This window comes from Limnohabitans sp. TS-CS-82 (assembly GCF_002943475.1).
On record NZ_PTQX01000013.1, the window covers coordinates 71,855 to 94,962 of the forward strand.

The following is a 23,108-nucleotide window of genomic DNA, read 5'->3' on the forward strand; positions in this document are numbered from 1 at the left end:
CTGGACACTCAAAATAAAAGGGCAACCCGACATGATAGTGGCGGCGGGCTTACTTGGCCAGGAATGCGGGACAATGGCAGGCTGTGACGATCAATCTGACCCCCGACCCCACGCTGGACCAAAGCCCCACCATGACGCGCACTGAGCTGCGCGCCAGTGGTTCGCTCGCGTCCATCTTTGCCTTGCGCATGTTGGGCTTGTTTTTGGTGTTGCCCGTGTTTGCGCTGGAAGCGCGCAAGTACCCGGGCGGGGACGACCCCGCGCTGATTGGCTTGGCCATGGGTATCTATGGCCTTACGCAAGGCCTGTTGCAAATCCCGTTTGGCATGGCATCTGATCGCTTGGGCCGAAAGCGGGTGATTATTTTTGGTTTGCTGGTGTTTGCTTTGGGCAGCTTGATTGCTGGCAGTGCCGACACCTTGACGGGTTTGCTGTTCGGCCGCTCGGTGCAAGGCGCAGGCGCGGTGTCTGCTGCGGTCACCGCTTTGTTGGCCGACCTGACCCGTGACAGCGTGCGTACCAAAGCGATGGCCTTGGTGGGCGCGAGTATTGGGTTGATGTTTGCGTTGTCTCTGGTGGTGTCGCCCGTGATTGCGGCGCACATTGGTTTGTCGGGCTTGTTTGTGCTGACAGCAGTGCTGGCGCTGCTGGGCACGGCCGTGGTGGTGTGGGGTGTGCCGGCTGAGCCCGTGGCGCACAAAGATGCCGCCCGTGGCGGCCTGCGCCATGTGCTGTCTAGCCCTGCGCTGCTGCGCCTGAACATTGGTGTGTTTGTGTTGCACGCGGTGCAGCTGGCGATGTGGGTGGCGATTCCTGCGTTCTTGGTGCAAGCCGGTTTGGGCAAGGACGACCATTGGCAAATTTATTTGCCCGCCGTGCTCGGTTCGTTCGTGTTGATGGGCGCGGTGTTTCCGCTGGAGCGTCGTGGCTATTTGCGCGCCGTGTTTTTAAGCGCCATTGCATTGATTGCTTTGGTGCAAGTGGCCCTGCTGTGGGTGTCGTCTGGCGCGCCCAGCATTGCTTGTTTGGCTTGGTTGTTGTTTGCGTTCTTTTGTGGCTTCAACGTGTTGGAAGCCACGCAGCCTAGTTTGGTGTCGCGCATCGCGCCCGCTTCGTCGCGTGGTGCGGCCATGGGTGTGTACAACACGCTGCAATCGTTGGGCTTTTTTGCGGGTGGCGTGATGGGCGGTCAGCTTGTCAAAAGCTACGGCACACAAGGCCTGTTTTTAACTTGCGCAGCACTTATGGTGCTGTGGCTGGTGGTAGCTTGGCCCATGGCGGCGCCCAAGCGTCCAGCCCATTCCGCAAAGACCCCATAATTAGCCCCTATCTGGAGGAATTTACCCATGGCATCCGTAAACAAAGTCATCCTCGTCGGCAACTGCGGCCGCGACCCCGAAGTGCGCTACCTGCCCAGCGGCCAAGCCGTGGCCAACGTGAGCGTGGCCACATCAAGCCGCCGCAAAGACAAAAACAGCGGCGAGATGATTGAAGACACACAGTGGCATCGCGTCACGTTTTATGACCGCTTGGCCGAAATCGCTGGCGAATACGTCAAAAAAGGCCGTCCCATCTACGTGGAAGGCCGCTTGAAATACGGCGTGTACACCGATAAAACCACAGGCGTGGAAAAAAACACCGTGGACATCATTGCGACTGAGTTGCAACTTTTGGGCGGCCGTGAAGGCATGGGCGGCCCCAGCGGTGGTGGTGAAGAAGGCGGTGGTGGCTACAGCCGCCCAGCGGCTGCGCCTCGCGCCGCAGCGCCTGCAGCGCAACGCCCTGCGGCACCCGCACCTGCCAAAGGTGGTTTTGACGACATGGATGACGACATCCCGTTTTGATCTGCGAACGCAGCATGGAACAAAAAACCGACTCGCGAAAGCCAGTCGGTTTTTTTTACGCCGGTGCGCGAGGCGTAACGAAGTGGGTGCAAAAACGTTGACCTAAATAATTAAATATTTGCGTCAACAACTGTGTGTCGGGCGCCGTTGTTTGATCACTCCGATGTTGGAGTTGTTCAACCACCGTAAAGGAATTTATATGAACAAGCTGATTGCCTCTTTGATCGTTGGTGCATTTTCTGCCGCAGCTTTTGCCGTGACACCTGCGGCACCGGCGACACCAGCAACCCCTGCCACGCCCGCCTCTGCAGCCAAGGCTGAAGCCATACCCGCAGTGAAGAACGAAGGCAAGCACCTCGGCCAAGAAAAGAAGGCTGCGAAAAAAACCGAAGGCGGCAAGAAGGCAGAAGCCGCACCCAAAGCTGACGCTGCCAAGTAAGCGCGTCGCTGCGTTGCGCAGTTAGGCGAGGGTTGTGTTCAGCGCTGCAGCGCTGGCAATGACCCCGCCGCCCATACACACCTCGCCGTCATACAACACAGTCGATTGGCCGGGTGTGACGGCCCACTGAGGGTCATCAAAGGCGAGCACCAGCTCGCCTTCGTCGTTGTAACTCAGCGCGCACGGCGCATCGGCTTGGCGATAGCGCGTTTTGGCGGCGTAGCGGCCGGGGGCTGGCTGATGCGGGGCGCACCAGCTCAGGTCGTCGGCGTGCAGTGAGCCGTAAAGCAACCAAGGATGGTCATGACCTTGCACCACATACAAGGTGTTGGTGGCCAAGTCTTTGCGGGCTACAAACCAAGGTTGATGTTCACCGCCACCGCGCTGTGCACCTTTTTCTTTGAGACCGCCAATGCCCAAACCTTGGCGTTGGCCGAGTGTGTAAAAACTCAAGCCTACATGTGTGCCAATCTTGCGACCGCGTTCGTCTTTGATGGGACCCGGTTCGTTGGCGATGTAGCGGTTTAAAAACTCGCGGAAAGGACGTTCGCCGATGAAGCAAATGCCGGTGGAGTCTTTTTTCTTGGCGTTGGGCAAGCCAATTTCATCTGCAATGCGGCGCACTTCGGTTTTGTGCAGCTCGCCCACGGGGAACAAGGTTTTGGACAATTGCGCTTGGTTCAAGCGGTGCAAAAAGTAGCTTTGGTCTTTGCTGGGGTCCAAGCCTTTGAGCAGTTGAAACTCGCCATTCACTTCACGCACGCGGCAGTAGTGGCCGGTGGCAATTTTTTCAGCGCCTAGGCGCATGGCGTGGTCTAGGAACGCTTTGAACTTGATTTCAGCGTTGCACAAAATGTCGGGATTGGGTGTGCGGCCGCCTTGGTACTCGCGCAAAAATTCGGCGAACACGCGGTCTTTGTATTCGGCGGCAAAGTTGACGTGTTCTATTTCAATGCCAATCACATCAGCCACGGCGGCAGCGTCGACGAAGTCGATGTTGGACGAGCAGAATTCGCTGTCGTCATCGTCTTCCCAGTTTTTCATGAAGATGCCGACGACGTCGTAGCCTTGTTGCTTTAACAGGTAGGCGCTGACGGCGGAGTCCACACCGCCGCTCAAGCCCACCACCACACGTTTGTTATTTGCCATGCGGCAATTATCCCTTTGCGAGATTGACCACGCTGGCGTCGGTGAAGATTAGGCTCATGGGAAAACGTTGTCCAGCCAAGTGGTCCTCCATGCAGCGCAACACGAGTGGGCTGCGCAGGCGGTGCACATTGGCACGAATTTCGTCAGGTGTCATCCACAGCGTGCGCACGATGCCTTTGTCCAGTTTGGCGCCCGGCACTTGCGCCCCCAGTTCACCGCAATAGGCCAAACGAAGGTAGGTGACATCTTCTGCGGCACGGCCTTCGCGGGCAGGGCGCTGCAAGCGCGAGATGTAGATACCCACAAGCTCCGTGGGCTTAAACGTGTGTGTGGTCTCTTCTAGTGCTTCGCGTGCGCAGCCGTCTTCAGGCGACTCGCCCGGATCGAGGTGACCTGCGGGGTTGTTGAGGCGCAAGCCTTCGGGTGTGTGTTCTTCGATGAGGAGGTAACGACCCTCGCGCTCAATGATGGCGGCGACGGTGACACTGGGTTTCCAACGTTTATTCATTCGCTCATTATCTTTCGGGTAAGTCCGACTCATTGATATAGTGATTCTGGTGTAACCTTTCAGCGTTCTGACACGCTTGAACTTTTCTATTAGGAGCCCTCCCATGTTGATTGGCGTACCCGTTGAGCTTGCCGCCGGAGAAGCCCGTGTGGCGGTGACGCCAGAGACGGCTAAAAAATTGATTGCCCAAGGGCACGCCGTGCGTGTGCAGTCAGGCGCGGGTGTTGCCGCCAGCGTGCCAGATGAGGCCTACGCAGCGGTGGGGGCTGAGTTAGTCAATGCCTCCACGGCATGGGGCTCAGATTTGGTGCTCAAGGTGCGAGCGCCAGAAGCGGCCGAGGCCTCGAGCATCAAAGCAGGCAGTACGGTGGTAGGCATGTTGGAGCCCTTCAATGCAGAAGGTTTGCAACGCTTAGCCACTGCGGGCGCCACAGGTTTTGCGCTTGAAGCTGCACCTCGCACCACACGTGCACAAAGCATGGACGTGCTCTCTAGTCAAGCCAACATCGCGGGCTACAAAGCCGTCATGCTGGCGGCAGACAAATACCAACGTTTCTTCCCCATGTTGATGACAGCGGCGGGCACGGTCAAGGCCGCACGCGTGGTCATCCTCGGTGTGGGCGTGGCGGGCTTGCAAGCCATTGCCACCGCCAAACGTTTGGGCGCGGTGATTGAAGCCACCGATGTGCGCCCCAGCGTGAAAGAGCAAGTGGAGTCACTCGGTGCGAAGTTCATCGACGTGCCGTTTGAAAGCCAAGACGAAAAAGATGCCGCCGAAGGCGTGGGCGGTTATGCCCGTCCTATGCCACAAAGCTGGCTCGACCGACAAAAGGTGGAAGTGGCCAAGCGCGTGGCGTTGGCCGACATCGTTATCACCACGGCTTTGATTCCGGGGCGTGCCGCGCCAGTGCTGGTCACCGAAGACATGGTCAAAGCCATGAAGCCAGGCGCAGTCATCATTGACATCGCCGCAGGCAAAGGCGCCGATGGCGTGGGCGGCAATTGCCCACTCACCGAAGCAGGTAAGACCGTCATGAAGCATGGCGTGACGATTGTGGGTGAGACCAATTTGCCCGCCTTGGTCGCAGCAGATGCGAGTGCGCTGTATGCCCGCAACGTGCTCGACTTCCTAAAACTCGTCATCAACAAAGAAGGCGCGTTGCACATCGACCTAGAAGATGACATCGTGGCCGCCTGTCTTGTCACCCGCGATGGCGCGGTGGTGAAGAAATAAAAACGAGGAATATCAAAACATGGATGCAGTTTCCCCCACCCTCGTCAACCTGATTATTTTTGTGCTCGCCATTTACGTGGGCTATCACGTGGTGTGGACGGTGACGCCTGCGCTGCACACGCCGTTGATGGCTGTGACCAACGCCATCTCTGCCATCGTCATCGTGGGTGCCATGCTCGCAGCTGCGATGACCGAAACCACGTTGGGCAAAACCATGGGCGTGCTCGCAGTGGCCTTGGCTGCGGTCAACGTGTTTGGCGGCTTCATGGTCACGCGCCGCATGTTGGAAATGTTCAGAAAAAAAGACAAGTCTGCTAAAGCAGCAGCAGGAGACAAAGCATGAACATGGACTTTGTTTCAATGAATCTCGTCACCCTGATGTACTTGGTGGCCAGTGTGTGTTTCATTCAAGCGCTCAAAGGTTTAAGCCATCCCACCACATCGATTCGCGGCAACGTGTTTGGCATGACGGGCATGACGATTGCGGTGCTCACAACAGCCGCATTGATTGTCAAGTTGTCGGGCTCCAGCATGGGTATGGGCTGGGTTTTGGCGGGCCTTGTGGTCGGCGGCGGCGCTGGCACGATCATGGCGCAACGCGTTGAAATGACCAAGATGCCTGAGCTGGTGGCCTTCATGCACAGCATGATTGGTTTGGCGGCGGTGTTCATCGGTGTGGCCGCCGTGGCAGAGCCTTGGGCCTTTGGCATCACGGCTGCGCCTCAAGAGGTGGTGACCAAGGTGCAAACCGCATCTGGCATGGTTATCACTGAAATGATGCAGCGCTTCCCCATCCCCGCGGGTAACCGTTTGGAGTTGTTCCTCGGTGCGGCGATTGGTGCCATCACCTTCAGTGGCTCCGTGATTGCGTTTGGCAAGCTCTCAGGTAAATACAAATTTCGTTTGTTCCAAGGCACGCCCGTGAGCTTTACGGGGCAACACATGCTCAACCTGGTGTTGGGTTTGGTTACCGTTGGATTGGGTTTGATGTTTGTCGCGACTGAGAGCTGGACTGCTTTCTTCGCCATGTTGGCACTGTCGTTTGTGATGGGCGTGCTCATCATCATTCCGATTGGTGGTGCAGACATGCCGGTGGTGGTGTCCATGCTCAACAGCTATTCGGGCTGGGCGGCAGCGGGCATTGGCTTCTCGCTCAACAACAGCATGCTCATCATTGCGGGCTCGTTGGTGGGTAGCTCGGGCGCGATTCTGAGTTACATCATGTGTAAGGCGATGAACCGCTCGTTCTTCAGCGTCATCTTGGGTGGCTTTGGTGCAGAGGCAGTCACGGCAGTCGCCGGTGCGCAAGAACAACGTCCTGTGAAGAGTGGCAGCGCCGATGACGCAGCCTACATTTTGGCCAATGCCGAGTCCGTTGTCATCGTGCCTGGCTATGGTTTGGCGGTGGCGCGTGCGCAGCATGCGGTGAATGAGTTGGCCGAGAAGCTGATGCACAAAGGCATCAGCGTGAAGTATGCGATTCACCCTGTCGCAGGCCGTATGCCCGGCCACATGAACGTGCTGCTGGCTGAGGCCGAAGTGCCCTACGACCAAGTGTTTGAGATGGAAGACATCAATGGCGAATTTGGCCAAGTGGATGTGGCCATCGTTTTGGGTGCGAACGACGTGGTGAACCCCGCCGCGTTGGAGAAAGGCAGCTCAATTTACGGCATGCCGATTTTGGAGGCTTACAAAGCCAAGACCGTGATCGTGAACAAACGCTCCATGGCTTCGGGCTATGCGGGCTTAGACAACGAATTGTTTTATATGGACAAGACCATGATGGTGTTTGGAGATGCCAAGAAAGTGGTTGAAGATATGGTGAAAGCGATCGAATGAACTCCACAATGAAACCTTGGCTAAGCGCCTACCCAGAGGGCGTGCCTGCAGAAATTGACACCACCGCGTACAGCTCGTTGGTGGACTTGATGCAAGAAAGCTTTCGCCTATACGGCGATCGCACCGCTTTCAGTTTCTTGGGTAAGGGGCTGACCTACAAAGAACTTGACCGTTTGAGCCAAGTGTTTGCCGCCTATTTGCAAAGTCTAGGTCTGGTATTTGGTGACCGTGTGGCCATCATGTTGCCCAATGTGCTGCAGTACCCCATTGCTGTAGCGGCCGTGTTGCGTGCGGGTTTTGTGGTGGTCAACATCAACCCGCTTTACACGGCTCGTGAGTTAGAGGCTCAGCTCAAAGACTCAGATGCCAAAGCCATCGTGGTCCTCGAGAACTTCGGCGCGACTTTGCAAGAGTGCCTGGCCCGTACCCCTGTGAAGCATGTGGTGTTGTGCGCGATGGGCGATCGCCTAGGTTTGCTCAAAGGCATGGTGGTCAACCATGTGGTGCGCAAAGTTAAAAAAATGGTGCCTGCATTTGAGTTGCCCACCGCCGTTCGATTCAATGATGCGTTGGCGGTCGGCGAGGGTTGCACGTTGACGTCCCCTGAGATCCATGGCGATGACTTGGCGGTGTTGCAATACACCGGCGGCACCACCGGCGTAGCGAAAGGTGCGGAGCTATTGCATCGCAATGTAATGGCCAATATGTTGCAAGCGTCGGCGTGGTTTCAGCCTGCACTCAAACGGATTCCGTCTCACGAGATTCCGACCTTTATTTGCCCGCTGCCGCTGTATCACATCTTCGCGTTCACGCTCAACATCATGGCGTGTATGCGCATGGGCGGGTGCTCGGTGCTCATCCCCAACCCGCGTGATTTGCCCGCGGTGTTCAAAGAGATCAGCAAGCATCGCTTCCATGTCTTCCCTGCGGTGAATACTTTGTTCAACGCCTTGGCCAACCACCCCGATTTCAACAAAGTGGATTGGTCGCATTTGGTGGTGTCCGTTGGCGGCGGCATGGCCGTGCAAGGTCCGGTTGCCAAGTTGTGGCTTGAGAAAACAGGTTGTCCTATTTGCGAAGCCTATGGTTTGTCTGAAACCAGCCCTGCCGCGAGTGGTAACCCCGTGACCAACAAAGCCTTCAATGGCTCGATTGGTGTGCCGTTGCCCAGCACCGACATGAAGATCATCGACGATGAGGGCAACGAAGCACCGATTGGAACGCCCGGTGAGATTGCCATTCGTGGGCCGCAAGTGATGGCCGGTTATTGGCAGCGTCCCGACGAAACCGCCCGTGTGATGACCGCCGATGGTTTCTTCAAATCGGGCGATGTGGGGGTGATGGACGAACGCGGGTTCTTCCGCATCGTGGACCGCAAGAAAGACATGATCTTGGTGAGTGGTTTCAACGTCTATCCCAATGAGGTGGAAGAGGTGGTAGCCGGTTTGTCTGGTGTCATGGAGTGTGCAGTGATTGGCATTCCCGACGAACGTTCAGGCGAAGCAGTCAAGCTGGTGGTGGTCAAGAAAGACCCCGCATTGACCGAAACGCAAGTGTTGGAACATTGCCGTCACAACCTCACTGGCTACAAGATGCCACGCGTGGTGGAGTTCCGTACCGAGTTGCCTAAAACGCCTGTTGGCAAAGTGCTGCGCCGCGAACTGCGCGACAAAAACCCAGCATGAGTCGCATCGCGCTGGTCAGCGCCATGCACGAAGAGCTGGCCGCTGTGCTGGCTCGCATGCCCGACGAGCAAAAAACGGTTGTTGCTGGTCGTGAGTTTTGGGTGGGGCATTGGCATGGCCACGAGGTGGTGGCCGTGCTCTCTCGCATCGGCAAGGTGGCCGCAGCCACCACCGCTACAACCCTGATTGAACGTTTCGGCGTGAGCCGCATGGTCTTTACCGGCGTGGCAGGTGGCTTAGCGCCACAGGTTAATGTCGGCGATGTCGTAGTGGCGCGTGAATTCATTCAGCATGACATGGATGCATCACCTTTGTTCCCACGTCACGAAGTACCGCTAACAGGCATGACACGCTTTCAAGCCGACCCCACGTTGAGCGATGCTTTGGCAGCTGCGGCACCTTTGGCCATGCAAGACATGCTGGCGACATTGCCTACATCCCAGTGGCTCAACTTAGATTTACCCAACGCCCAAGTGCACCAAGGCTTGATTGCTAGTGGCGACCGCTTTGTGTCACAAACCGTGGAAAGCCAAGCCTTGCAGCGTGAGCTGCCCGATGCGTTGGCTGTAGAGATGGAATGCGCCGCCATGGCGCAGGTCTGCTACGACTATGGTGTGCCCTTGGCGGCCGTACGCACCATTTCAGACCGCGCCGATGATGCGGCGCATGTCGACTTTCCGCGTTTCATTCAAAGCATCGCCAGTCGCTACAGCGTGGCAGTGCTGGATCGCTTGCTGTCTTCGCTTGCGGTTTGACTATTTGAGCCAACCGCGTTTGCGGAAGTACCACATGGGTACCAAGGCGCTGGCAATCATCAAGCCCAGTGCGTAGGGGTAGCCCCAGGTTTTGTCGAGCTCAGGCATGAATTGGAAGTTCATGCCGTAGATGCTGGCAATCAAGGTGGGCGGCAGCAAGGCCACGCTGGCCACCGAGAAGATCTTGATGATCTTGTTCTGGTTGATGTTGATGAAACCTACGGTCGCGTCCATCAAGAAGTTGATCTTGTCGAACAAGAAAGCTGTGTGGTTATCGAGTGATTCAATGTCACGCAAGATTTGACGGGCTTCTTCAAACTGGTCAGCGTTGAGCATGCGCGAGCGCATCATGAAGCTCACGGCGCGGCGGGTGTCCATCACGTTGCGGCGAATGCGACCGTTCAAGTCTTCCTGACGGGCGATGGCGCCCAGCACGTCACCGGCCAATTCGTCGGTCACATCTTCGGACAGCACCAGCTTGCCCGCTTTCTCGAGCTGGTCGTAAATGCCTTCGAGGGTGTCGGCTGAGTATTCGGCGTCGGCGTCAAACAGTTTGAGTAAAACGTCTTTGTCGTCCTCAATCAAACCAGGTGCCCGGCGGGCGCGCATGCGCAGCAGGCGGAACACGGGCACGTCTTCATCGTGAATCGAGAACAACACGCCACGGCTGCGCAGCGAGGCGTTGTTTTGGTTCAAGATGAATGCCACGCGCACGGTGCGGGGTTCGTCTTCGTCTGCAATCAGAAAGTCGCTACGGATGTGAAGCTCGCCGTTGTCTTCTTCGTAGAACCGGGCAGATTCCTCGATGTCCTCGTCCATTGCATCTTCGGGAATGGACAGTTCGTAGTACTGCTTGATCCAGCGTTTTTCCTCAAGCGTGGGCGCTTCGAGGTCAACCCAGATGGGTTGGAATTTGGAGAGTTCTTCCAGCGACTCGATCTCTTCTTGGAAGAGACGACCGTTGGCCAGCGTGAAGATGTTGAGCATGGCAGTCCTTGCGCGTGGGGCACAGAAATTCGAAAAGTAAAAAATGCAGCTTTCGAATTTGCGTGGCGCTTGGGAGGCCTGATGCAATCCGAAAGCTACCGACTAGGGTAGGTTTCCAAGGAGAGAGCTCCGCTGTTGATATGCATCAGATTATCGCACTGCCTCAGCCTAGCCTAAGGGTTTCCCGTAGTGCGTTTTTAAATGGATTTTGAGCTGTACCCATTGCCTTTTTTCAAACAGGGGCGCATAGTGAAAGCGCTAACTCAATGGAGGTTTTTATGAACTTGACGATCAGTGGACACCATCTGGAAGTAACCCCCGCCTTGCGCACCTATGTGACAGGCAAACTAGACCGCATTACCCGACATTTCGATCAGGTGGTTGACGTGAAGGTGCTGCTCAGCATTGAAAACCAAACAGAAAAAGAACGTCGCCAAAAGGCTGAATGCAATATTCATGTCAAAGGCAGCGACATGTTTGCCGAAAGCGCACATGAAGATATGTATGCAGCCGTGGACGAATTGGTTGATAAATTAGACCGCCAAGTGGTTCGGCACAAAGACCGCCTTCAAAATCACCACCATGAGAGCCCCAAGCGTCTAATGTGATCTTTTGAAAGCTTCTCAAAACCGCCGGAATCCGGCGGTTTTGTCGTTTCTGACCTTGTTATTTTGAGGGTGCATAATCTGCGCTCAACCATGAACCGCCTAGCTTCCATTCTTCCTGCTGCACAAGTTCTTGTGCAAGTCGAGGTCACCAGTAAAAAGCGCGCCTTTGAAGAGGCGGGCTTGTTGTTTGAGGGCCTGCATGGCCTCAACCGCGCGTTGGTGGCTGAGAGCTTGTTTGCGCGTGAGCGTTTGGGCTCTACTGGTTTAGGACATGGTGTAGCGATTCCGCATGGCCGTATCAAAGGCTTGAAGTCGCCCATGGCGGCTGTATTCCAGCTTGAAAAAGCAATTGGCTTTGATGCGCCAGACGAGCAACCTGTGAGCTTGTTGATCTTTTTGTTGGTGCCTGAAGCATCCACACAAAAGCATTTGGAAATCTTGTCGGAGATTGCCGAGTTGCTTAGCGATACGGGCTTGCGCGAAAAAATCAAAACCTGTGGTGATGCGGAGGAACTCCACCGCATCATCTCGACCTGGAACGCGGTGCAGCCGTGAGGCCTTCCGTCATCAGCGCGGATGTGCTGTTCGAAGCCTTTCGCGGCCGACTGCGCTGGGAATGGATTGCTGGCTTAGGCGCCTCCGAGCGTCATTTTGACGAAGTTGCCGTGCGCAGCGCCCGCTCAGGTGCAGACTTGGTGGGCTACCTCAACTACATCCATCCCTACCGCGTGCAAGTGATGGGCGAGCGCGAAGCCAATTACGTGAGCAAGGCTACGCCCGAAGATTGCGCGCGTCGCATTGCACGCATCGTCACCTTGGAACCCCCTATGTTGGTGTTGGCCGATGGCCAGCAACCTTCCGAGGCGTTGGTGTCCATGTGTGAGCGGGCGCAGATCCCCTTGTTTGCGACGCACGAATCTGCCGCGTTTGTCATTGACTTGCTGCGCGCTTATTTGTCCAAACACTTCGCCGATCGCACCACCATGCACGGCGTGTTCATGGACATTTTGGGCTTGGGTGTGATGATCACCGGCGAGTCTGGCTTAGGCAAAAGCGAGCTGGGCTTAGAGTTGATTTCACGTGGCAACGGCTTGGTGGCCGACGATGCGGTCGATTTGTACCGCATCAACCAAACCACCATCGAAGGCCGCTGCCCCGAGTTGCTGCAAAACTTGCTGGAAGTGCGCGGCATTGGTTTGCTCGACATCCGTGCCATCTTTGGCGAAACCGCTGTACGCCGCAAGATGCGCCTGAAACTCATCGTGCATTTGGTACGCAAAGAAACCCTAGAGCGCGACTACGAGCGCTTACCCCACGAGCCCCTCACCCAAGACGTGCTGGGCGTGCCCGTGCGCAAGGTGGTGATTCAAGTGGTGGCGGGCCGAAACATCGCGGTGTTGGTGGAAGCGGCAGTGCGCAACTCAATTTTGCAGTTGCGTGGTGTCGACACTTACCAAGAATTCATTGCGCGCCATCAGCGCGCCATGTCGCAAGGCTAAGCCTTACTTGCCCGCGGGGCGGTGTTCGCAGTTCTTTTTCACGCAGTGGGCATACAGACTGAGTGCATGGTCTGCAATCTCAAACCCATGGCGCTTGGCCACTTTGACCTGCAGAGATTCGATTTCTTCGTCGTGAAACTCTTCCACGCGCCCGCAGTCTAGGCACACCAAATGGTCGTGGTGTTCGCCTTCATTGAGTTCATACACCGCACGCTCGCTCTCAAAGTGGCTGCGTTTCAAAATGTCGGCCTGCTCAAACTGCATCAACACGCGGTAGACCGTGGCAATGCCAATGTCCATGTTTTGCAGCAGCAAATGGCGATACACATCTTCTGCCGTCATGTGGCGTTGGGTGCCTTGTTGGAAAAGCTCCAAAATTTTCAGGCGAGGCGCGGTGGCCTTGAGGCCAATGCTTTTGAGGTCGTCTGGATGTGCCATTTTTTCTTTCACTCGGCAGTGGAAACAGGCCCACCGCTACAATGAATGAATCATAGCCTCAGCGCCTCATTCGGCCTTTCACACCATGTTTGAATCCTGTCGAAATGCCCCAGAATTTTTGCCTCAGCAACGGCGCTTCGTTGTCCTTGCTTGCGTGGTCGCGGGCCTAGGGCTCACGGCTTGTTCGAGCAACCTGATTTACAAGCCCGAGGTCGTGCAAGGCAACTTTGTCTCGCGCGAGCAAGTGCAAGCCTTGCGTGCTGGCATGCCGCGCCAAGCGGTGCGCGATGTGCTGGGTACACCGTTGGTCACCAGCTTGTTCCATGCAGATCGTTGGGATTACGCCTTCACCATTCGCCGTCAAGGTTCTGAGCCACAACAACGCCGCTTCAGCGTGTTCTTCAAAGGCGATGGACTTGATCGCATTGAAGGCGATCCATTGCCCACCGAAGCTGAGTTTGCGGCCAAGCTCGACAACCGTCGCCCGCCCACCAAGTTGCCAGAACTCAAAGCCACCGAGGCTGATTTGGCCAAGTTCCCTGCCAAGCCTGCATCTGCTGCAGGCGCCGCTCAGTCTGCCGCACCTGCTGGCCCTGTTTCTTACCCGCCGCTTGAAAACGCGGCTCGTTGATTATTGAAAGCGCCGATACACCATGGCCCAATCTCCTGATATTTTGAAAATTGCTATCGCTGGTGCCAGCGGCCGCATGGGCCACATGCTGATTGAGGCTGTGCGCAACGACCCCACATGCCAGTTGTCTGGCGCTTTGGACGTGCCCTCTAGCCCCGGCATTGGCAACGACGCCACTGGCTTCTTGGGTCAAGCCAGCGGCGTGAACATCGAGGCTGATGTGCGCAAAGGCTTGCAAAACAGCCATGTGTTGATTGACTTCACACGTCCCGAAGGCACGCTGGCGCATTTGAAGATTTGCCGCGAGTTGGGCGTCAAGCTCGTCATTGGTACCACGGGTTTTACCGACGAGCAAAAAGCAGAAATCGCCGAGGCGGCCAAAGACGTCGCCATCGTCATGGCGCCCAACATGAGTGTGGGTGTCAACGTGACTTTGAAGCTCTTGCAAATGGCGGCACAAGCCATGCCCACAGGCTACGACATTGAGATCATCGAAGCGCACCACCGCCACAAAGTGGATGCGCCTTCGGGCACCGCTTTGAAAATGGGCGAGGTGATTGCGGATGCCATCGGTCGCGACCTCAAAGACTGCGCCGTGTATGAGCGCTACGGCCACACTGGCGAGCGTGACCCATCAACCATTGGCTTCTCCACCATCCGTGGCGGCGACATTGTGGGCGACCACACCGTGTTGTTCGCTGGCATTGGTGAACGCATTGAAATCACACACAAGTCGTCAAGCCGTGCGACGTACGCGCAAGGCAGCTTGCGTGCCGCGAGCTTCTTGGCAGGCAAAAACAAAGGCTTGTTCGACATGTTTGACGTGTTGAACCTGCGCTGATCGCCATGGAGCTTTTTGCAACCGTGTTTGAAGGCGATGCGCTCAGCATCACGCTGGCCTTGGCTTTGTTGGCCATGTCGGTGGCCAGCTGGACGGTGATTTTTTATAAGGCTTGGTTGCTGCATCGCGTGAGTGCAGATGTGGCCCATGGCAAAGCTGCCTTCTGGCAAGCGCGTGATGTGGCTCAGGCTTTGCAAGCCTTGGCATCTGTCGATCGTTCAGTGGTTTTGCTGCCGCTGGCACAGGCCAACCAGCAGTTGATGCCTGGTACCTTGGGTGCGCAAGGCGATGTATCCGCCCAGCGCACCCGCGTGTTGCGCGATGCTTTGCATGGCGTGTTGCATCGTTTGCAATCGGGTCAAGTGTTGTTAGCCACGGTGGGTTCCACCGCGCCGTTTGTGGGTTTGCTCGGCACCGTGTGGGGCATTTATCACGCGCTCACTGGCATCGCTACCGCAGGTCAGCTGACCATCGAACGTGTGGCTGGCCCCGTGGGCGAGGCCTTGGTCATGACGGCTGCGGGCTTGGCTGTGGCCTTGCCAGCTGTCTTGGCTTTTAACGTGATGGGCCGCGTGATCAACCGCTTGGAGCAAGAGCTGGAAGGCTTTGCCCACGACCTGCGAGAGCTCTGATGGCTTTCGGACGTTTTGAGCGCACACCGGGCCAAACGCCCATGAGCGACATCAACGTCACCCCCTTGGTTGACGTGATGATGGTGTTGTTGGTCATTTTCATCATCACCGCTCCCTTGATGGTCAGTGCCTTGAAGCTTGATTTGCCCAAAACCGAGGGCGCGCAGGCCAGTAACGCACCGCCGCGCTTTGTCAAACTCAGCATCGACGCCAAAGGTGTGGTGTATCTCGACGACAAAGCGACCTCGCTAGATGACCTCAAACGCAGCCTCAACGCCCAAGCCTCCAAGGCCTTGGCTGTCGCGCATGGCGAATTGCCCGAACTCCAGCTGCGCGCCGACGAGCGCGTGCCCTACGGCAAAGTGGTCGAAGTCATGGGTCTCGCCCAGCAAGCGGGCATGAACCGCATTGGCTTTGTGACCGAGCGCAAACAAGCCGTTACCACGCCTTAATTAGCCTCGTCCTCATTCACGGATCGTTACCTTCTTCGCGATCCTAATTGGTCTCAAACCAAGGCCTAAAATCAGAACATTCCTAGCCTTTGTTTGAAGGCGCTGCCTCGCGACCCCTGCGGGGGTTCTCTGACTGATTCCATGCAAGACAAATACAACCACACCGAGGTCGAACGTGCCGTTCAGGCCGCTTGGACCCAAGCTGACGCCTACCGCGTGACCGAAGACGCGTCCAAGAAAAAGTTTTACGCCTGCTCCATGCTGCCTTACCCCAGCGGCAAGCTGCACATGGGTCATGTGCGCAACTACACCATCAATGACATGCTCACGCGCAACCTGCGCATGAAGGGCTTCAACGTTTTGATGCCCATGGGCTGGGACGCATTTGGTTTGCCCGCTGAAAACGCCGCGCTCAAAAACGGTGTGCCACCTGCCAAGTGGACGTATGAAAACATCGCCTACATGAAGAAGCAAATGCAGGCGATGGGCTTGGCCATCGATTGGTCACGCGAAGTGGCCACCTGCGACCCGACGTATTACAAGTGGAACCAATGGCTCTTTTTGAAGATGCTCGAAAAAGGCATCGCTTACCGCAAGACCCAAGTGGTGAACTGGGACCCAGTCGACCAAACCGTGTTGGCCAACGAGCAAGTGATTGATGGCAAAGGCTGGCGCACGGGCGCACCGGTTGAGAAGCGCGAAATTCCAGGCTATTACTTGAACATCACCCAATATGCGCCCGAGCTGTTGGAGCATGTGCAAATGGGCAACGACAAAGCCACTTTGAATGGCTGGCCTGACAAAGTGCGCTTGATGCAAGAGAACTGGATTGGCAAGTCTGAGGGCGTGCGCTTTGCGTTCACCCACGACATTGCAGGTGCAGATGGCGCGTTGATCGGCGACGGCAAGATGTATGTGTTCACCACACGCGCCGACACCATCATGGGCGTCACATTCTGTGCAGTGGCTGCTGAGCATCCGCTGGCGCTGCATGCTGCGGCAAGCAACCCCGCCATGGCTGCATTCCTCGAAGAATGCAAGAGCGGCGGCACGACCGAAGCTGAGCTTGCCACGCAAGAGAAAAAGGGCATGCCCACGGACCTGTTCGTCACGCACCCACTGACCGGCGCGAAGGTTGAAGTTTGGGTGGGCAACTACGTGCTCATGTCATACGGTGATGGCGCGGTCATGGGTGTGCCTGCGCACGACGAGCGTGACTTTGCGTTTGCATTGAAATACGACTTGCCGATCAAGCAAGTGGTGTCGGTCAAAGACCAAGCGTTCAACGACAAAGAGTGGCAAGAGTGGTACGGCGACAAGCAGAGCTGCGTGTGCATCAACTCTGGCGAACTCGATGGCTTGAACCAAAAATCTGCTGTTAACAAAGTAGCCGAGCTGCTCGCTGCCAAAGGCCTCGGCGAAAAGAAAACCACCTGGCGTTTACGCGACTGGGGCATCAGCCGCCAGCGCTATTGGGGTACCCCAATCCCAATCATCCATTGCGACGAACACGGCGCAGTTCCCGTGCCCGAAAAAGATTTGCCCGTGGTGCTGCCGCAAGACTGCATCCCAGATGGTTCTGGCAATCCATTGCACAAGCACGAAGGTTTCCATGCGGGTGTGACTTGCCCGGTGTGCGGCAAAGCAGCCCGCCGCGAGACCGACACGATGGACACGTTTGTGGATTCGTCGTGGTACTTCATGCGCTATTGCGACCCAACCAACACGGATGCAATGGTGGCTGAGGGCGCGCAGTACTGGGCGCCGATGGACCAATACATTGGCGGCATTGAGCACGCGATTTTGCATTTGCTCTACGCACGTTTCTGGACCAAAGTCATGCGCGACATGGGCCTGGTCAAAGTGGACGAGCCCTTCACCAAGCTGCTCACGCAAGGCATGGTGCTCAACCACATTTACTCACGCCGCACGGCCAAAGGTGGCAAAGATTATTTCTGGCCACACGATGTCGAGCATGTGCTGGACGACGCAGGCAAAGTGGTGGGCGCCAAGCTCAAAAACGCGGCCGACAGCAGCGACGGCAAATTGCCCGTGGGCACCGCCATCGACTACGAAGGCGTGGGCACCATGTCCAAGTCCAAGAACAACGGCGTGGACCCGCAAGACCTGATCGAGCGCTACGGCGCAGACACCGCGCGTCTGTACACCATGTTCACCGCGCCGCCCGAAGCCACGCTGGAGTGGAACGATGCGGCGGTGGAAGGCAGTTACCGCTTCTTGCGCCGCGTGTGGAACTTTGCGCACAAGCATGAAGCCACACTCAAGGCTGCCACCGCTGGCAACTTGAGTGCGGCCAAGCCACGCAAAGAAGCTGCTGACCTGCGCCGCGAAATGCACGTGGTCTTGAAGCAAGTCAGCTACGACTACGACCGCATGCAATACAACACCGTGGTGTCGGGCTGCATGAAGTTGCTCAATGCTTTGGAAGACTTCAAAACCGATGGCAGCGATGGCGATAACGCTGTGCTGTGCGAAGGCGTGTCTGTTTTGCTGCGCATGCTCTACCCAGCTTGTCCGCATATCACGGCCAATTTGTGGATCGAATTGGGTTATGCAGCCCGCTTGGGTGACTTGCTCGATACCGCATGGCCTGAAGTGGACGAGAGCGCCTTGCAACGCGATGAGTTAGAACTCATGCTGCAAATCAACGGCAAGTTGCGTGGCGCAGTTACAGTCAGTGCCACAGCGAGCAAAGAGCAAATCGAGCAGGCTGCTTTGGCCACCGAAGCCTTCATCAAGCAAGCCAATGGTGCTGCACCGAAGAAGGTCATCGTCGTGCCCGGCCGCTTGGTCAATATCGTGGTTTAAAGGTTCCATCATGACTACGCGCCGCTCATTGCTGATGTCCTCCTTGCTCGCCACGGGGTTGGTCGGGTGTGGTTTTGAGTTGCGCAAAGCGCCCAATTACGCGTTCAACACCTTGTACAGCTCTATCCCTGTGGTCTCACCTTTTGGTGCCAAGCTCAAGCGCAGTTTGGAGTCTTCGGGTCAAGTCGAAGTGATCAATGATGCGCGTCAAATTGAGCGCGCACAGGTCATCTTTGATCAGTTGTTTGAGTTGCGTGAGAAGGTGGTGGTGGGGCGCACCTCAACAGGTGCCATTCGTGAATTTCAATTGCGCTATCGCTATCGCTTTCGACTGCGCAGCCGCAATGGCACAGAGTTGATTCCCGATACAGAAATCATGCTCACGCGTGACATCAACTTCAATGAAACTGGCGCTTTGTCAAAAGAGTCGGAAGAGGCTTTGCTTTACCGTGACATGGAAAACGACTTGGTGCTTCAAATTCAACGTCGCTTGGCCGCCGTGCGCCAACTCTGAGCATGCAAGTCGCTAGCGCTCAATTTGCCAATCACCTGCAAGCGCAGGCGAGCAAAGGCTTGCGTAGCCTCTACACCTTTCACGGGGATGAGCCGCTGCTGCAACAAGAGGCGCTCGATGCGTTGCGTAACACCGCACGCGCGCAGGGTTACACCGAGCGCAGTGTGTACACCGTGGCAGGTGCACATTTTGATTGGGGCGAAGTGCTGGCCGCAGGTGGTTCTATGAGTTTGTTTGCAGACAAACAGCTCATTGAAATCCGCATTCCCTCGGGCAAGCCCGGCAAAGAAGGCAGCACAGCCTTGCAGCAAATTGCTGAACTGGCCGTGGGCAATGACAGCACCCTCACCGTCGTGCTATTGCCCCGTCTGGACAAAGCCACGAAGAGTTCGGCTTGGTTCAGCGCCTTAGAGAACAACGGCATCAGCGTGCAGGTCGACCCCGTTGAGCGCCACGCTTTGCCCACGTGGATTGCACAGCGCTTGGGCGCGCAACAACAACGTGTAGCCTCTGGCGAAGCGGGTCAACACACCTTGCAGTTTTTCGCCGATCGTGTGGAAGGCAACCTGTTGGCCGCGCACCAGGAAATTCAAAAGCTCGCCCTCTTGTACCCAGAAGGTGAATTGAGCTTTGAGCAAGTCGAACGTGCCGTGTTGAACGTGGCGCGTTACGACGTGTTCAAACTCTCAGAGGCCGTGCTCAGTGGTCAGCCCCTGCGCGTGCAACGCATGCTCGATGGCTTGAAGGCCGAGGGTGAGGCCGAGGTGTTGGTGCACTACACGCTGGCCGAAGAAATCCGTGCCTTGAAGCGCGTCAAAGATGCTGTGGCTTCGGGTAAGGCTTTGCCTATGGCTCTGCGCGAGCAGCGCATTTGGGGTCCGCGTGAGCGTTTGTTTGAACGCGTGTTGCCGCGCTTGAGTGTGGGCATGCTTGAAAAATTGTTGCAGTCGGCCCATCAGGTCGACGGCATTGTCAAAGGTTTGAAAACGCCAGAATGGCCTGCTGATAACTGGCAGGCCCTGCACCGTTTGGCCATGCGTTTGTGCCGCGCTTGTATGCCGCGCAACGCTTAATTAGGAAGATACACATGACGACTCTCAATGTTGCCGATCACATGCACGCGCTGGGCGCACAAGCCAAAGCCGCGTCTGCGCAAATGGCCAAAGCCTCTGCAGCGGTCAAAAGCGCCGCTCTGCGCAAGCTCGCTGCTTTGCTGCGCGAAAACATTGACGCCTTGCAAATTGACAACGCGAAAGACATTGAGCGTGCCATCGCTGCAGGCCTCGATGCCCCCATGGTGGACCGCTTGAAGCTCACGCCCAAAGTATTGGAAACCTGCGCACAAGGCTGCGAACAACTCGCGACCATGCCTGATGTGATTGGTGAAATCATTGGCATGAAGCAGCAGCCCAGCGGTATTCGCGTGGGTCAAATGCGCGTGCCACTAGGTGTGTTCGGCATGATTTTCGAAAGCCGTCCCAACGTGACGATTGAAGCTGCATCGCTCTCTATCAAGAGTGGCAATGCTTGCATCTTGCGCGGCGGTTCAGAGGCGATTGACTCTAATAAAGCCTTGGCCAAGTTGGTGCAGCAAGCCTTGATCGAAAGCGGCTTGCCCACAGACGCTGTGCAACTGGTGCAAACCACCGACCGCGAAGCTGTGGGTCACCTCATTGCCATGCCTGAGTTTGTGGACGTCATCATTCCGCGCGGCGGCAAGGGCTTGATTGAGCGCATCAGCCGTGAGGCCAAAGTACCCGTCATCAAACACCTGGACGGCAACTGCCACACCTATGTGGACGATCCTTGCGACATGGCCATGGCGGTGACCGTGGCGGACAACGCCAAGACCCAAAAGTACAGCCCTTGCAACGCCAGCGAAAGCTTGCTGGTGGCGCGTGGTGTGGCAGCGGAGTTTTTGCCCAAGATTGGCGCGATCTATGCTGCCAAAGGCGTGGAGATGCGTTGCTGTCCAGTGGCCAAAGCCATCCTCACGCAAGTCAAAGGTGCCAACCTTAAAGACGCGACTGAGCAAGATTGGTTTGAAGAGTATTTGGGCCCCATCATCAGCATCAAAGTGGTAGAAGGTTTGGACGCGGCGATTGCGCACATCAACCACTATTCCAGCCACCACACAGAATCCATCCTCACGCGTGACCACATGCACGCCCAACGCTTTTTGCGCGAGGTAGATTCATCTAGCGTGATGGTCAATGCCAGCACCCGCTTTGCAGATGGTTTTGAATATGGTTTGGGTGCTGAAATAGGCATTTCCACCGACAAATTCCATGCGCGTGGCCCTGTGGGCATCGAAGGCCTGACCTCGCTGAAATACGTGGTGCTGGGTCAGGGCGAAATTCGCGTTTGATGCAGCTGCGCTGCCAACTAAAAAGCCCCGAGGTAAATGCCTAGGGGCTTTTTAGATTTATTGACCTTGCGCTTGCTCAAATTTGGGAGATCGCGGACCTGGTAACAGCCCTCGGTTTCCTGTACTTAACAGGCGATGGTTGGTAATGCGTCCAATGCGATACCCAGGATCGCTTACAGAATTAGCAATCTGATTGATGATGCCTTGAATAAGCAAGCCGACTAAGCCGTTTTGGTTTTGCTTACCCTCCGCATCTGATGCGCTTGCCTTACCTTCCCATAGTGCGGTTCCGGTGCGCGTATCGATTAATGAGGCTTGCGCAGTGACCACGACATCACCACCCAAGAGTGCACTTGATGCGCCGTAGTTGGTGATGGTGATGTAAAGCGCTGCATCCGCACCAAAAATTTCATTCAGCTTTTTGGGCGATGCTTGGTGCATTTCGCCTGGGTTTTGCAAACCGTTTTCTTTGAAGGTTTGATCGACCAAGGCCACAGGAAAAACGTAATAACCCGCCTCGGCCAATGGCAATGTGGTCGAAGACATCACACTGTAGGTGGCGCGTAAGTCGGATGTGTTGTTCAGGGGCGGTAAGACCAAGATGGACTTGGGCTGGTGCTGACGAAATGCTGAGTAATCCACATCCGCCTGTTTTGTTGCACAACCTGTGAAGATCAACACAGTCGCCAACAGAGCCAAGAGTTTCAAATAACGTGACATACCAATCCTTTACTTTTTTACTTTGGCCAAGATGCGATCCATGTAAACCGCTGACTCTGGAAACAAAGTTTTTTCAGTTTGAAAGGACTGAACAGCTTGGTCACCTTTGCCGGTTTGGAAATACAAGTAGCCCAAATGCGCATGAAAGCCTGGTGGCACGGCTTTGTTTGTGCTGCGAGCTTTTTGATAATCTGCTTCTAGCTTTTCAATCTGTGCTTCGATGGGCGATTTGCCTGGGTCGTTGTAGAGTGAATAAACTTGGCTTTCGTAGTCGCCCCATTGATAAAGCGATTGTTTAGGCGCTGCGCAGCCCACAAGGGTAAACAGCAGCAGTGCACATAGGGTGTTTTGAATACGCATTTGGATTACCTCCGATTACTGAGCAGGTTTCCATTGACCGGATTCAACACCTTCGACCAAGCGATTGACCGCTTCACGAATAGCCAAATCGAGTACTTTGCCGTTCAGTGTGGAGTCGTAGCTGGCCGTGCCGCCAAAGCCGATGACTTCCCGGTTTGACAGGGCGTATTCGCCAGCACCTTGGACCGAAAAAATCACTTCAGAAGTCACTGCATCAACCACGTTCAGACTCACTTTTGAGTAGGCAATTTGTGTTTTGCCGCGCCCCAAAATACCGAATAGCTGTTGGTCACCCACTTCTTTGCGACCAAATTCGGTCACGTCGCCCGTGATCACAAAATCAGCACCGCTGATTTTTTGTGTTTTACCTTTGAACTTGGCTTCTTGGCTGATTTCGCCCATGTTGTCGCGGTCAACCACTTTGAATCGGTTGGCTTGTTGCATGTGCGTGATCAAAATGGTTTTGGCTTGACCGCCCAAACGGTCGACGCCGTCTGAAAACAGACCGCGCATGAAGCTAGATCGGTTGTCAAACTTGCCAACCGCAACCGTACTTCTAGTGCCGCTGTAGCTGGTTTTTGCGGCGGTGACTTGTTGGGGGGTGACCGTCTGTGATGTTTCTGTGGCGCAGCCCGCTATGAACAGTGAAAAAGCACAAAAGACGGCGAGCAATGAAACCCGTGAAAAGCAACTCATTTGAATACCTTTGAATTATTTAAAAGCCAATAAGTATAAAACTATTACTATTAATTAAATATAAAGAAGGCGTAATTAAC

26 protein-coding genes are annotated in these 23,108 nt (G+C 55.8%); 19 read left to right on the forward strand and 7 right to left on the reverse strand.

The features are described from left to right. The first annotated feature begins 131 nt into the window (after positions 1-131). From C5F52_RS21735 to C5F52_RS21745, 3 genes are all read left to right on the forward strand, one after another. On the forward strand, positions 132-1,319 hold the full coding sequence (locus C5F52_RS21735; protein WP_104800570.1) for an MFS transporter: 1,188 nt from the start codon (positions 132-134) through the stop codon (positions 1,317-1,319). A 27-nt stretch (positions 1,320-1,346) separates the two neighbouring features. Further along, positions 1,347-1,844, forward strand: coding sequence for a single-stranded DNA-binding protein (gene ssb / locus C5F52_RS21740; RefSeq protein ID WP_104800452.1), 498 nt, complete (start codon positions 1,347-1,349; stop codon positions 1,842-1,844). A gap of 199 nt (positions 1,845-2,043) precedes the next feature. Further along, the gene (locus C5F52_RS21745) at positions 2,044-2,283 is read left to right on the forward strand and encodes a hypothetical protein (protein WP_104800572.1); all 240 of its coding nucleotides are present in this window, start codon (positions 2,044-2,046) and stop codon (positions 2,281-2,283) included. A gap of 21 nt (positions 2,284-2,304) precedes the next feature. Here C5F52_RS21745 and mnmA read toward each other — a convergent pair whose 3' ends face one another. Both mnmA and C5F52_RS21755 read right to left on the reverse strand, forming a co-directional pair. Next, positions 2,305-3,432 carry a tRNA 2-thiouridine(34) synthase MnmA gene (gene mnmA, locus C5F52_RS21750; protein ID WP_104800453.1) on the reverse strand — a complete coding sequence of 376 codons (1,128 nt, stop codon included), beginning with the start codon at positions 3,430-3,432 and terminating at the stop codon, positions 2,305-2,307. 7 nt (positions 3,433-3,439) lie between these two features. Beyond that, positions 3,440-3,940 (reverse strand): NUDIX hydrolase, encoded by a 501-nt coding sequence (locus tag C5F52_RS21755; protein WP_104800454.1) that lies wholly within the window; start codon positions 3,938-3,940, stop codon positions 3,440-3,442. A gap of 103 nt (positions 3,941-4,043) precedes the next feature. Here C5F52_RS21755 and C5F52_RS21760 point away from each other — a divergent pair, with 103 nt between their 5' ends. The 5 genes from C5F52_RS21760 to C5F52_RS21780 are packed head-to-tail and all read left to right on the forward strand — an operon-like array spanning position 4,044 to position 9,453. Further along, positions 4,044-5,174 (forward strand): Re/Si-specific NAD(P)(+) transhydrogenase subunit alpha, encoded by a 1,131-nt coding sequence (locus tag C5F52_RS21760; protein ID WP_104800455.1) that lies wholly within the window; start codon positions 4,044-4,046, stop codon positions 5,172-5,174. Positions 5,175-5,193: 19 nt separating this feature from the next. Then, positions 5,194-5,517, forward strand: a complete 324-nt coding sequence (locus tag C5F52_RS21765; RefSeq protein WP_104800456.1) for an NAD(P) transhydrogenase subunit alpha — start codon at positions 5,194-5,196, stop codon at positions 5,515-5,517. 17 nt (positions 5,518-5,534) lie between these two features. After that, entirely contained in the window at positions 5,535-7,013 is a 1,479-nt protein-coding gene (locus C5F52_RS21770) for an NAD(P)(+) transhydrogenase (Re/Si-specific) subunit beta (protein ID WP_369953765.1), read from the forward strand. After that, complete coding sequence (locus tag C5F52_RS21775; protein ID WP_104800458.1) at positions 7,010-8,698, forward strand: long-chain-fatty-acid--CoA ligase; 1,689 nt, start codon at positions 7,010-7,012, stop codon at positions 8,696-8,698. Before C5F52_RS21770 ends, C5F52_RS21775 begins: the two co-directional genes overlap by 4 nt. Then, on the forward strand, positions 8,695-9,453 hold the full coding sequence (locus C5F52_RS21780; protein WP_104800459.1) for a 5'-methylthioadenosine/adenosylhomocysteine nucleosidase: 759 nt from the start codon (positions 8,695-8,697) through the stop codon (positions 9,451-9,453). Before C5F52_RS21775 ends, C5F52_RS21780 begins: the two co-directional genes overlap by 4 nt. Here C5F52_RS21780 and corA read toward each other — a convergent pair whose 3' ends face one another. Continuing rightward, a complete protein-coding gene (gene corA / locus C5F52_RS21785) occupies positions 9,454-10,440 on the reverse strand; it encodes a magnesium/cobalt transporter CorA (protein ID WP_104800460.1) in 987 nt (328 codons plus the stop codon). Positions 10,441-10,718: 278 nt separating this feature from the next. Between corA and hpf the strand changes: the two genes are divergently transcribed. The 3 genes from hpf (at position 10,719) to hprK (ending at position 12,547) form a co-directional block, all read left to right on the forward strand. Continuing rightward, positions 10,719-11,048: a ribosome hibernation-promoting factor, HPF/YfiA family gene (hpf, locus tag C5F52_RS21790; protein ID WP_104800461.1), complete on the forward strand. Its 330-nt coding sequence runs from the start codon at positions 10,719-10,721 to the stop codon at positions 11,046-11,048. Positions 11,049-11,138: 90 nt separating this feature from the next. After that, positions 11,139-11,603 (forward strand): PTS sugar transporter subunit IIA, encoded by a 465-nt coding sequence (locus tag C5F52_RS21795; RefSeq protein WP_104800462.1) that lies wholly within the window; start codon positions 11,139-11,141, stop codon positions 11,601-11,603. Continuing rightward, positions 11,600-12,547, forward strand: coding sequence for an HPr(Ser) kinase/phosphatase (gene hprK, locus C5F52_RS21800; RefSeq protein ID WP_104800463.1), 948 nt, complete (start codon positions 11,600-11,602; stop codon positions 12,545-12,547). The genes C5F52_RS21795 and hprK overlap by 4 nt, the downstream gene beginning before the upstream one ends. A 3-nt stretch (positions 12,548-12,550) precedes the next feature. Here the strand turns inward: hprK and fur are convergent, their stop codons facing one another. Further along, positions 12,551-12,985, reverse strand: coding sequence for a ferric iron uptake transcriptional regulator (fur, locus tag C5F52_RS21805; RefSeq protein ID WP_104800573.1), 435 nt, complete (start codon positions 12,983-12,985; stop codon positions 12,551-12,553). Between the two features lie 85 nt (positions 12,986-13,070). On the opposite strand from fur, the gene C5F52_RS21810 reads away from it, so the two are divergent. The 8 genes from C5F52_RS21810 (at position 13,071) to C5F52_RS21845 (ending at position 21,252) form a co-directional block, all read left to right on the forward strand. Continuing rightward, the gene (locus C5F52_RS21810; RefSeq protein ID WP_104800464.1) at positions 13,071-13,616 is read left to right on the forward strand and encodes an outer membrane protein assembly factor BamE; all 546 of its coding nucleotides are present in this window, start codon (positions 13,071-13,073) and stop codon (positions 13,614-13,616) included. A gap of 22 nt (positions 13,617-13,638) precedes the next feature. After that, on the forward strand, positions 13,639-14,457 hold the full coding sequence (gene dapB, locus C5F52_RS21815; protein ID WP_104800465.1) for a 4-hydroxy-tetrahydrodipicolinate reductase: 819 nt from the start codon (positions 13,639-13,641) through the stop codon (positions 14,455-14,457). Between the two features lie 5 nt (positions 14,458-14,462). Further along, positions 14,463-15,089 carry a MotA/TolQ/ExbB proton channel family protein gene (locus C5F52_RS21820; protein ID WP_104800466.1) on the forward strand — a complete coding sequence of 209 codons (627 nt, stop codon included), beginning with the start codon at positions 14,463-14,465 and terminating at the stop codon, positions 15,087-15,089. Further along, the gene (locus tag C5F52_RS21825) at positions 15,089-15,541 is read left to right on the forward strand and encodes a biopolymer transporter ExbD (RefSeq protein WP_104800467.1); all 453 of its coding nucleotides are present in this window, start codon (positions 15,089-15,091) and stop codon (positions 15,539-15,541) included. Before C5F52_RS21820 ends, C5F52_RS21825 begins: the two co-directional genes overlap by 1 nt. Positions 15,542-15,682: 141 nt before the next feature. Beyond that, complete coding sequence (gene leuS / locus C5F52_RS21830; protein ID WP_104800468.1) at positions 15,683-18,370, forward strand: leucine--tRNA ligase; 2,688 nt, start codon at positions 15,683-15,685, stop codon at positions 18,368-18,370. A 10-nt stretch (positions 18,371-18,380) separates the two neighbouring features. Then, positions 18,381-18,884 carry an LPS assembly lipoprotein LptE gene (lptE, locus tag C5F52_RS21835; RefSeq protein WP_104800469.1) on the forward strand — a complete coding sequence of 168 codons (504 nt, stop codon included), beginning with the start codon at positions 18,381-18,383 and terminating at the stop codon, positions 18,882-18,884. 2 nt (positions 18,885-18,886) lie between these two features. Then, entirely contained in the window at positions 18,887-19,957 is a 1,071-nt protein-coding gene (gene holA / locus C5F52_RS21840) for a DNA polymerase III subunit delta (protein WP_104800470.1), read from the forward strand. Positions 19,958-19,971: 14 nt separating this feature from the next. Then, the gene (locus C5F52_RS21845) at positions 19,972-21,252 is read left to right on the forward strand and encodes a glutamate-5-semialdehyde dehydrogenase (protein WP_104800471.1); all 1,281 of its coding nucleotides are present in this window, start codon (positions 19,972-19,974) and stop codon (positions 21,250-21,252) included. 57 nt (positions 21,253-21,309) lie between these two features. Here the strand turns inward: C5F52_RS21845 and C5F52_RS21850 are convergent, their stop codons facing one another. Genes C5F52_RS21850 through C5F52_RS21860 form a run of 3 tightly spaced genes read right to left on the reverse strand, consistent with a single transcriptional unit; the run spans position 21,310 to position 23,028 of the window. Next, the gene (locus C5F52_RS21850; RefSeq protein WP_104800472.1) at positions 21,310-21,972 is read right to left on the reverse strand and encodes a DUF799 domain-containing protein; all 663 of its coding nucleotides are present in this window, start codon (positions 21,970-21,972) and stop codon (positions 21,310-21,312) included. 9 nt (positions 21,973-21,981) lie between these two features. Further along, a complete protein-coding gene (locus C5F52_RS21855; RefSeq protein WP_104800473.1) occupies positions 21,982-22,332 on the reverse strand; it encodes a DUF4810 domain-containing protein in 351 nt (116 codons plus the stop codon). A gap of 15 nt (positions 22,333-22,347) precedes the next feature. Then, complete coding sequence (locus tag C5F52_RS21860) at positions 22,348-23,028, reverse strand: CsgG/HfaB family protein (RefSeq protein WP_104800474.1); 681 nt, start codon at positions 23,026-23,028, stop codon at positions 22,348-22,350. Positions 23,029-23,108: the final 80 nt, after the last annotated feature.

Coding starts and splice junctions, on each gene's coding strand:
- C5F52_RS21775 (WP_104800458.1), top strand. CDS start 7,010: ATGAACTCCACAATGAAACCTTGGCTAAGCGCCTACCCAGAGGGCGTG.
- C5F52_RS21735 (WP_104800570.1), top strand. CDS start 132: ATGACGCGCACTGAGCTGCGCGCCAGTGGTTCGCTCGCGTCCATCTTT.
- corA (WP_104800460.1), bottom strand. CDS start 10,440: ATGCTCAACATCTTCACGCTGGCCAACGGTCGTCTCTTCCAAGAAGAG.
- C5F52_RS21760 (WP_104800455.1), top strand. CDS start 4,044: ATGTTGATTGGCGTACCCGTTGAGCTTGCCGCCGGAGAAGCCCGTGTG.
- leuS (WP_104800468.1), top strand. CDS start 15,683: ATGCAAGACAAATACAACCACACCGAGGTCGAACGTGCCGTTCAGGCC.
- fur (WP_104800573.1), bottom strand. CDS start 12,985: ATGGCACATCCAGACGACCTCAAAAGCATTGGCCTCAAGGCCACCGCG.
- holA (WP_104800470.1), top strand. CDS start 18,887: ATGCAAGTCGCTAGCGCTCAATTTGCCAATCACCTGCAAGCGCAGGCG.
- C5F52_RS21755 (WP_104800454.1), bottom strand. CDS start 3,940: ATGAATAAACGTTGGAAACCCAGTGTCACCGTCGCCGCCATCATTGAG.
- C5F52_RS21825 (WP_104800467.1), top strand. CDS start 15,089: ATGGCTTTCGGACGTTTTGAGCGCACACCGGGCCAAACGCCCATGAGC.
- C5F52_RS21810 (WP_104800464.1), top strand. CDS start 13,071: ATGTTTGAATCCTGTCGAAATGCCCCAGAATTTTTGCCTCAGCAACGG.
- C5F52_RS21860 (WP_104800474.1), bottom strand. CDS start 23,028: ATGAGTTGCTTTTCACGGGTTTCATTGCTCGCCGTCTTTTGTGCTTTT.
- C5F52_RS21795 (WP_104800462.1), top strand. CDS start 11,139: ATGAACCGCCTAGCTTCCATTCTTCCTGCTGCACAAGTTCTTGTGCAA.
- C5F52_RS21745 (WP_104800572.1), top strand. CDS start 2,044: ATGAACAAGCTGATTGCCTCTTTGATCGTTGGTGCATTTTCTGCCGCA.
- C5F52_RS21780 (WP_104800459.1), top strand. CDS start 8,695: ATGAGTCGCATCGCGCTGGTCAGCGCCATGCACGAAGAGCTGGCCGCT.
- C5F52_RS21845 (WP_104800471.1), top strand. CDS start 19,972: ATGACGACTCTCAATGTTGCCGATCACATGCACGCGCTGGGCGCACAA.
- C5F52_RS21850 (WP_104800472.1), bottom strand. CDS start 21,972: ATGTCACGTTATTTGAAACTCTTGGCTCTGTTGGCGACTGTGTTGATC.
- ssb (WP_104800452.1), top strand. CDS start 1,347: ATGGCATCCGTAAACAAAGTCATCCTCGTCGGCAACTGCGGCCGCGAC.
- C5F52_RS21855 (WP_104800473.1), bottom strand. CDS start 22,332: ATGCGTATTCAAAACACCCTATGTGCACTGCTGCTGTTTACCCTTGTG.
- dapB (WP_104800465.1), top strand. CDS start 13,639: ATGGCCCAATCTCCTGATATTTTGAAAATTGCTATCGCTGGTGCCAGC.
- C5F52_RS21820 (WP_104800466.1), top strand. CDS start 14,463: ATGGAGCTTTTTGCAACCGTGTTTGAAGGCGATGCGCTCAGCATCACG.
- C5F52_RS21765 (WP_104800456.1), top strand. CDS start 5,194: ATGGATGCAGTTTCCCCCACCCTCGTCAACCTGATTATTTTTGTGCTC.
- mnmA (WP_104800453.1), bottom strand. CDS start 3,432: ATGGCAAATAACAAACGTGTGGTGGTGGGCTTGAGCGGCGGTGTGGAC.
- lptE (WP_104800469.1), top strand. CDS start 18,381: ATGACTACGCGCCGCTCATTGCTGATGTCCTCCTTGCTCGCCACGGGG.
- hpf (WP_104800461.1), top strand. CDS start 10,719: ATGAACTTGACGATCAGTGGACACCATCTGGAAGTAACCCCCGCCTTG.
- C5F52_RS21770 (WP_369953765.1), top strand. CDS start 5,535: ATGAATCTCGTCACCCTGATGTACTTGGTGGCCAGTGTGTGTTTCATT.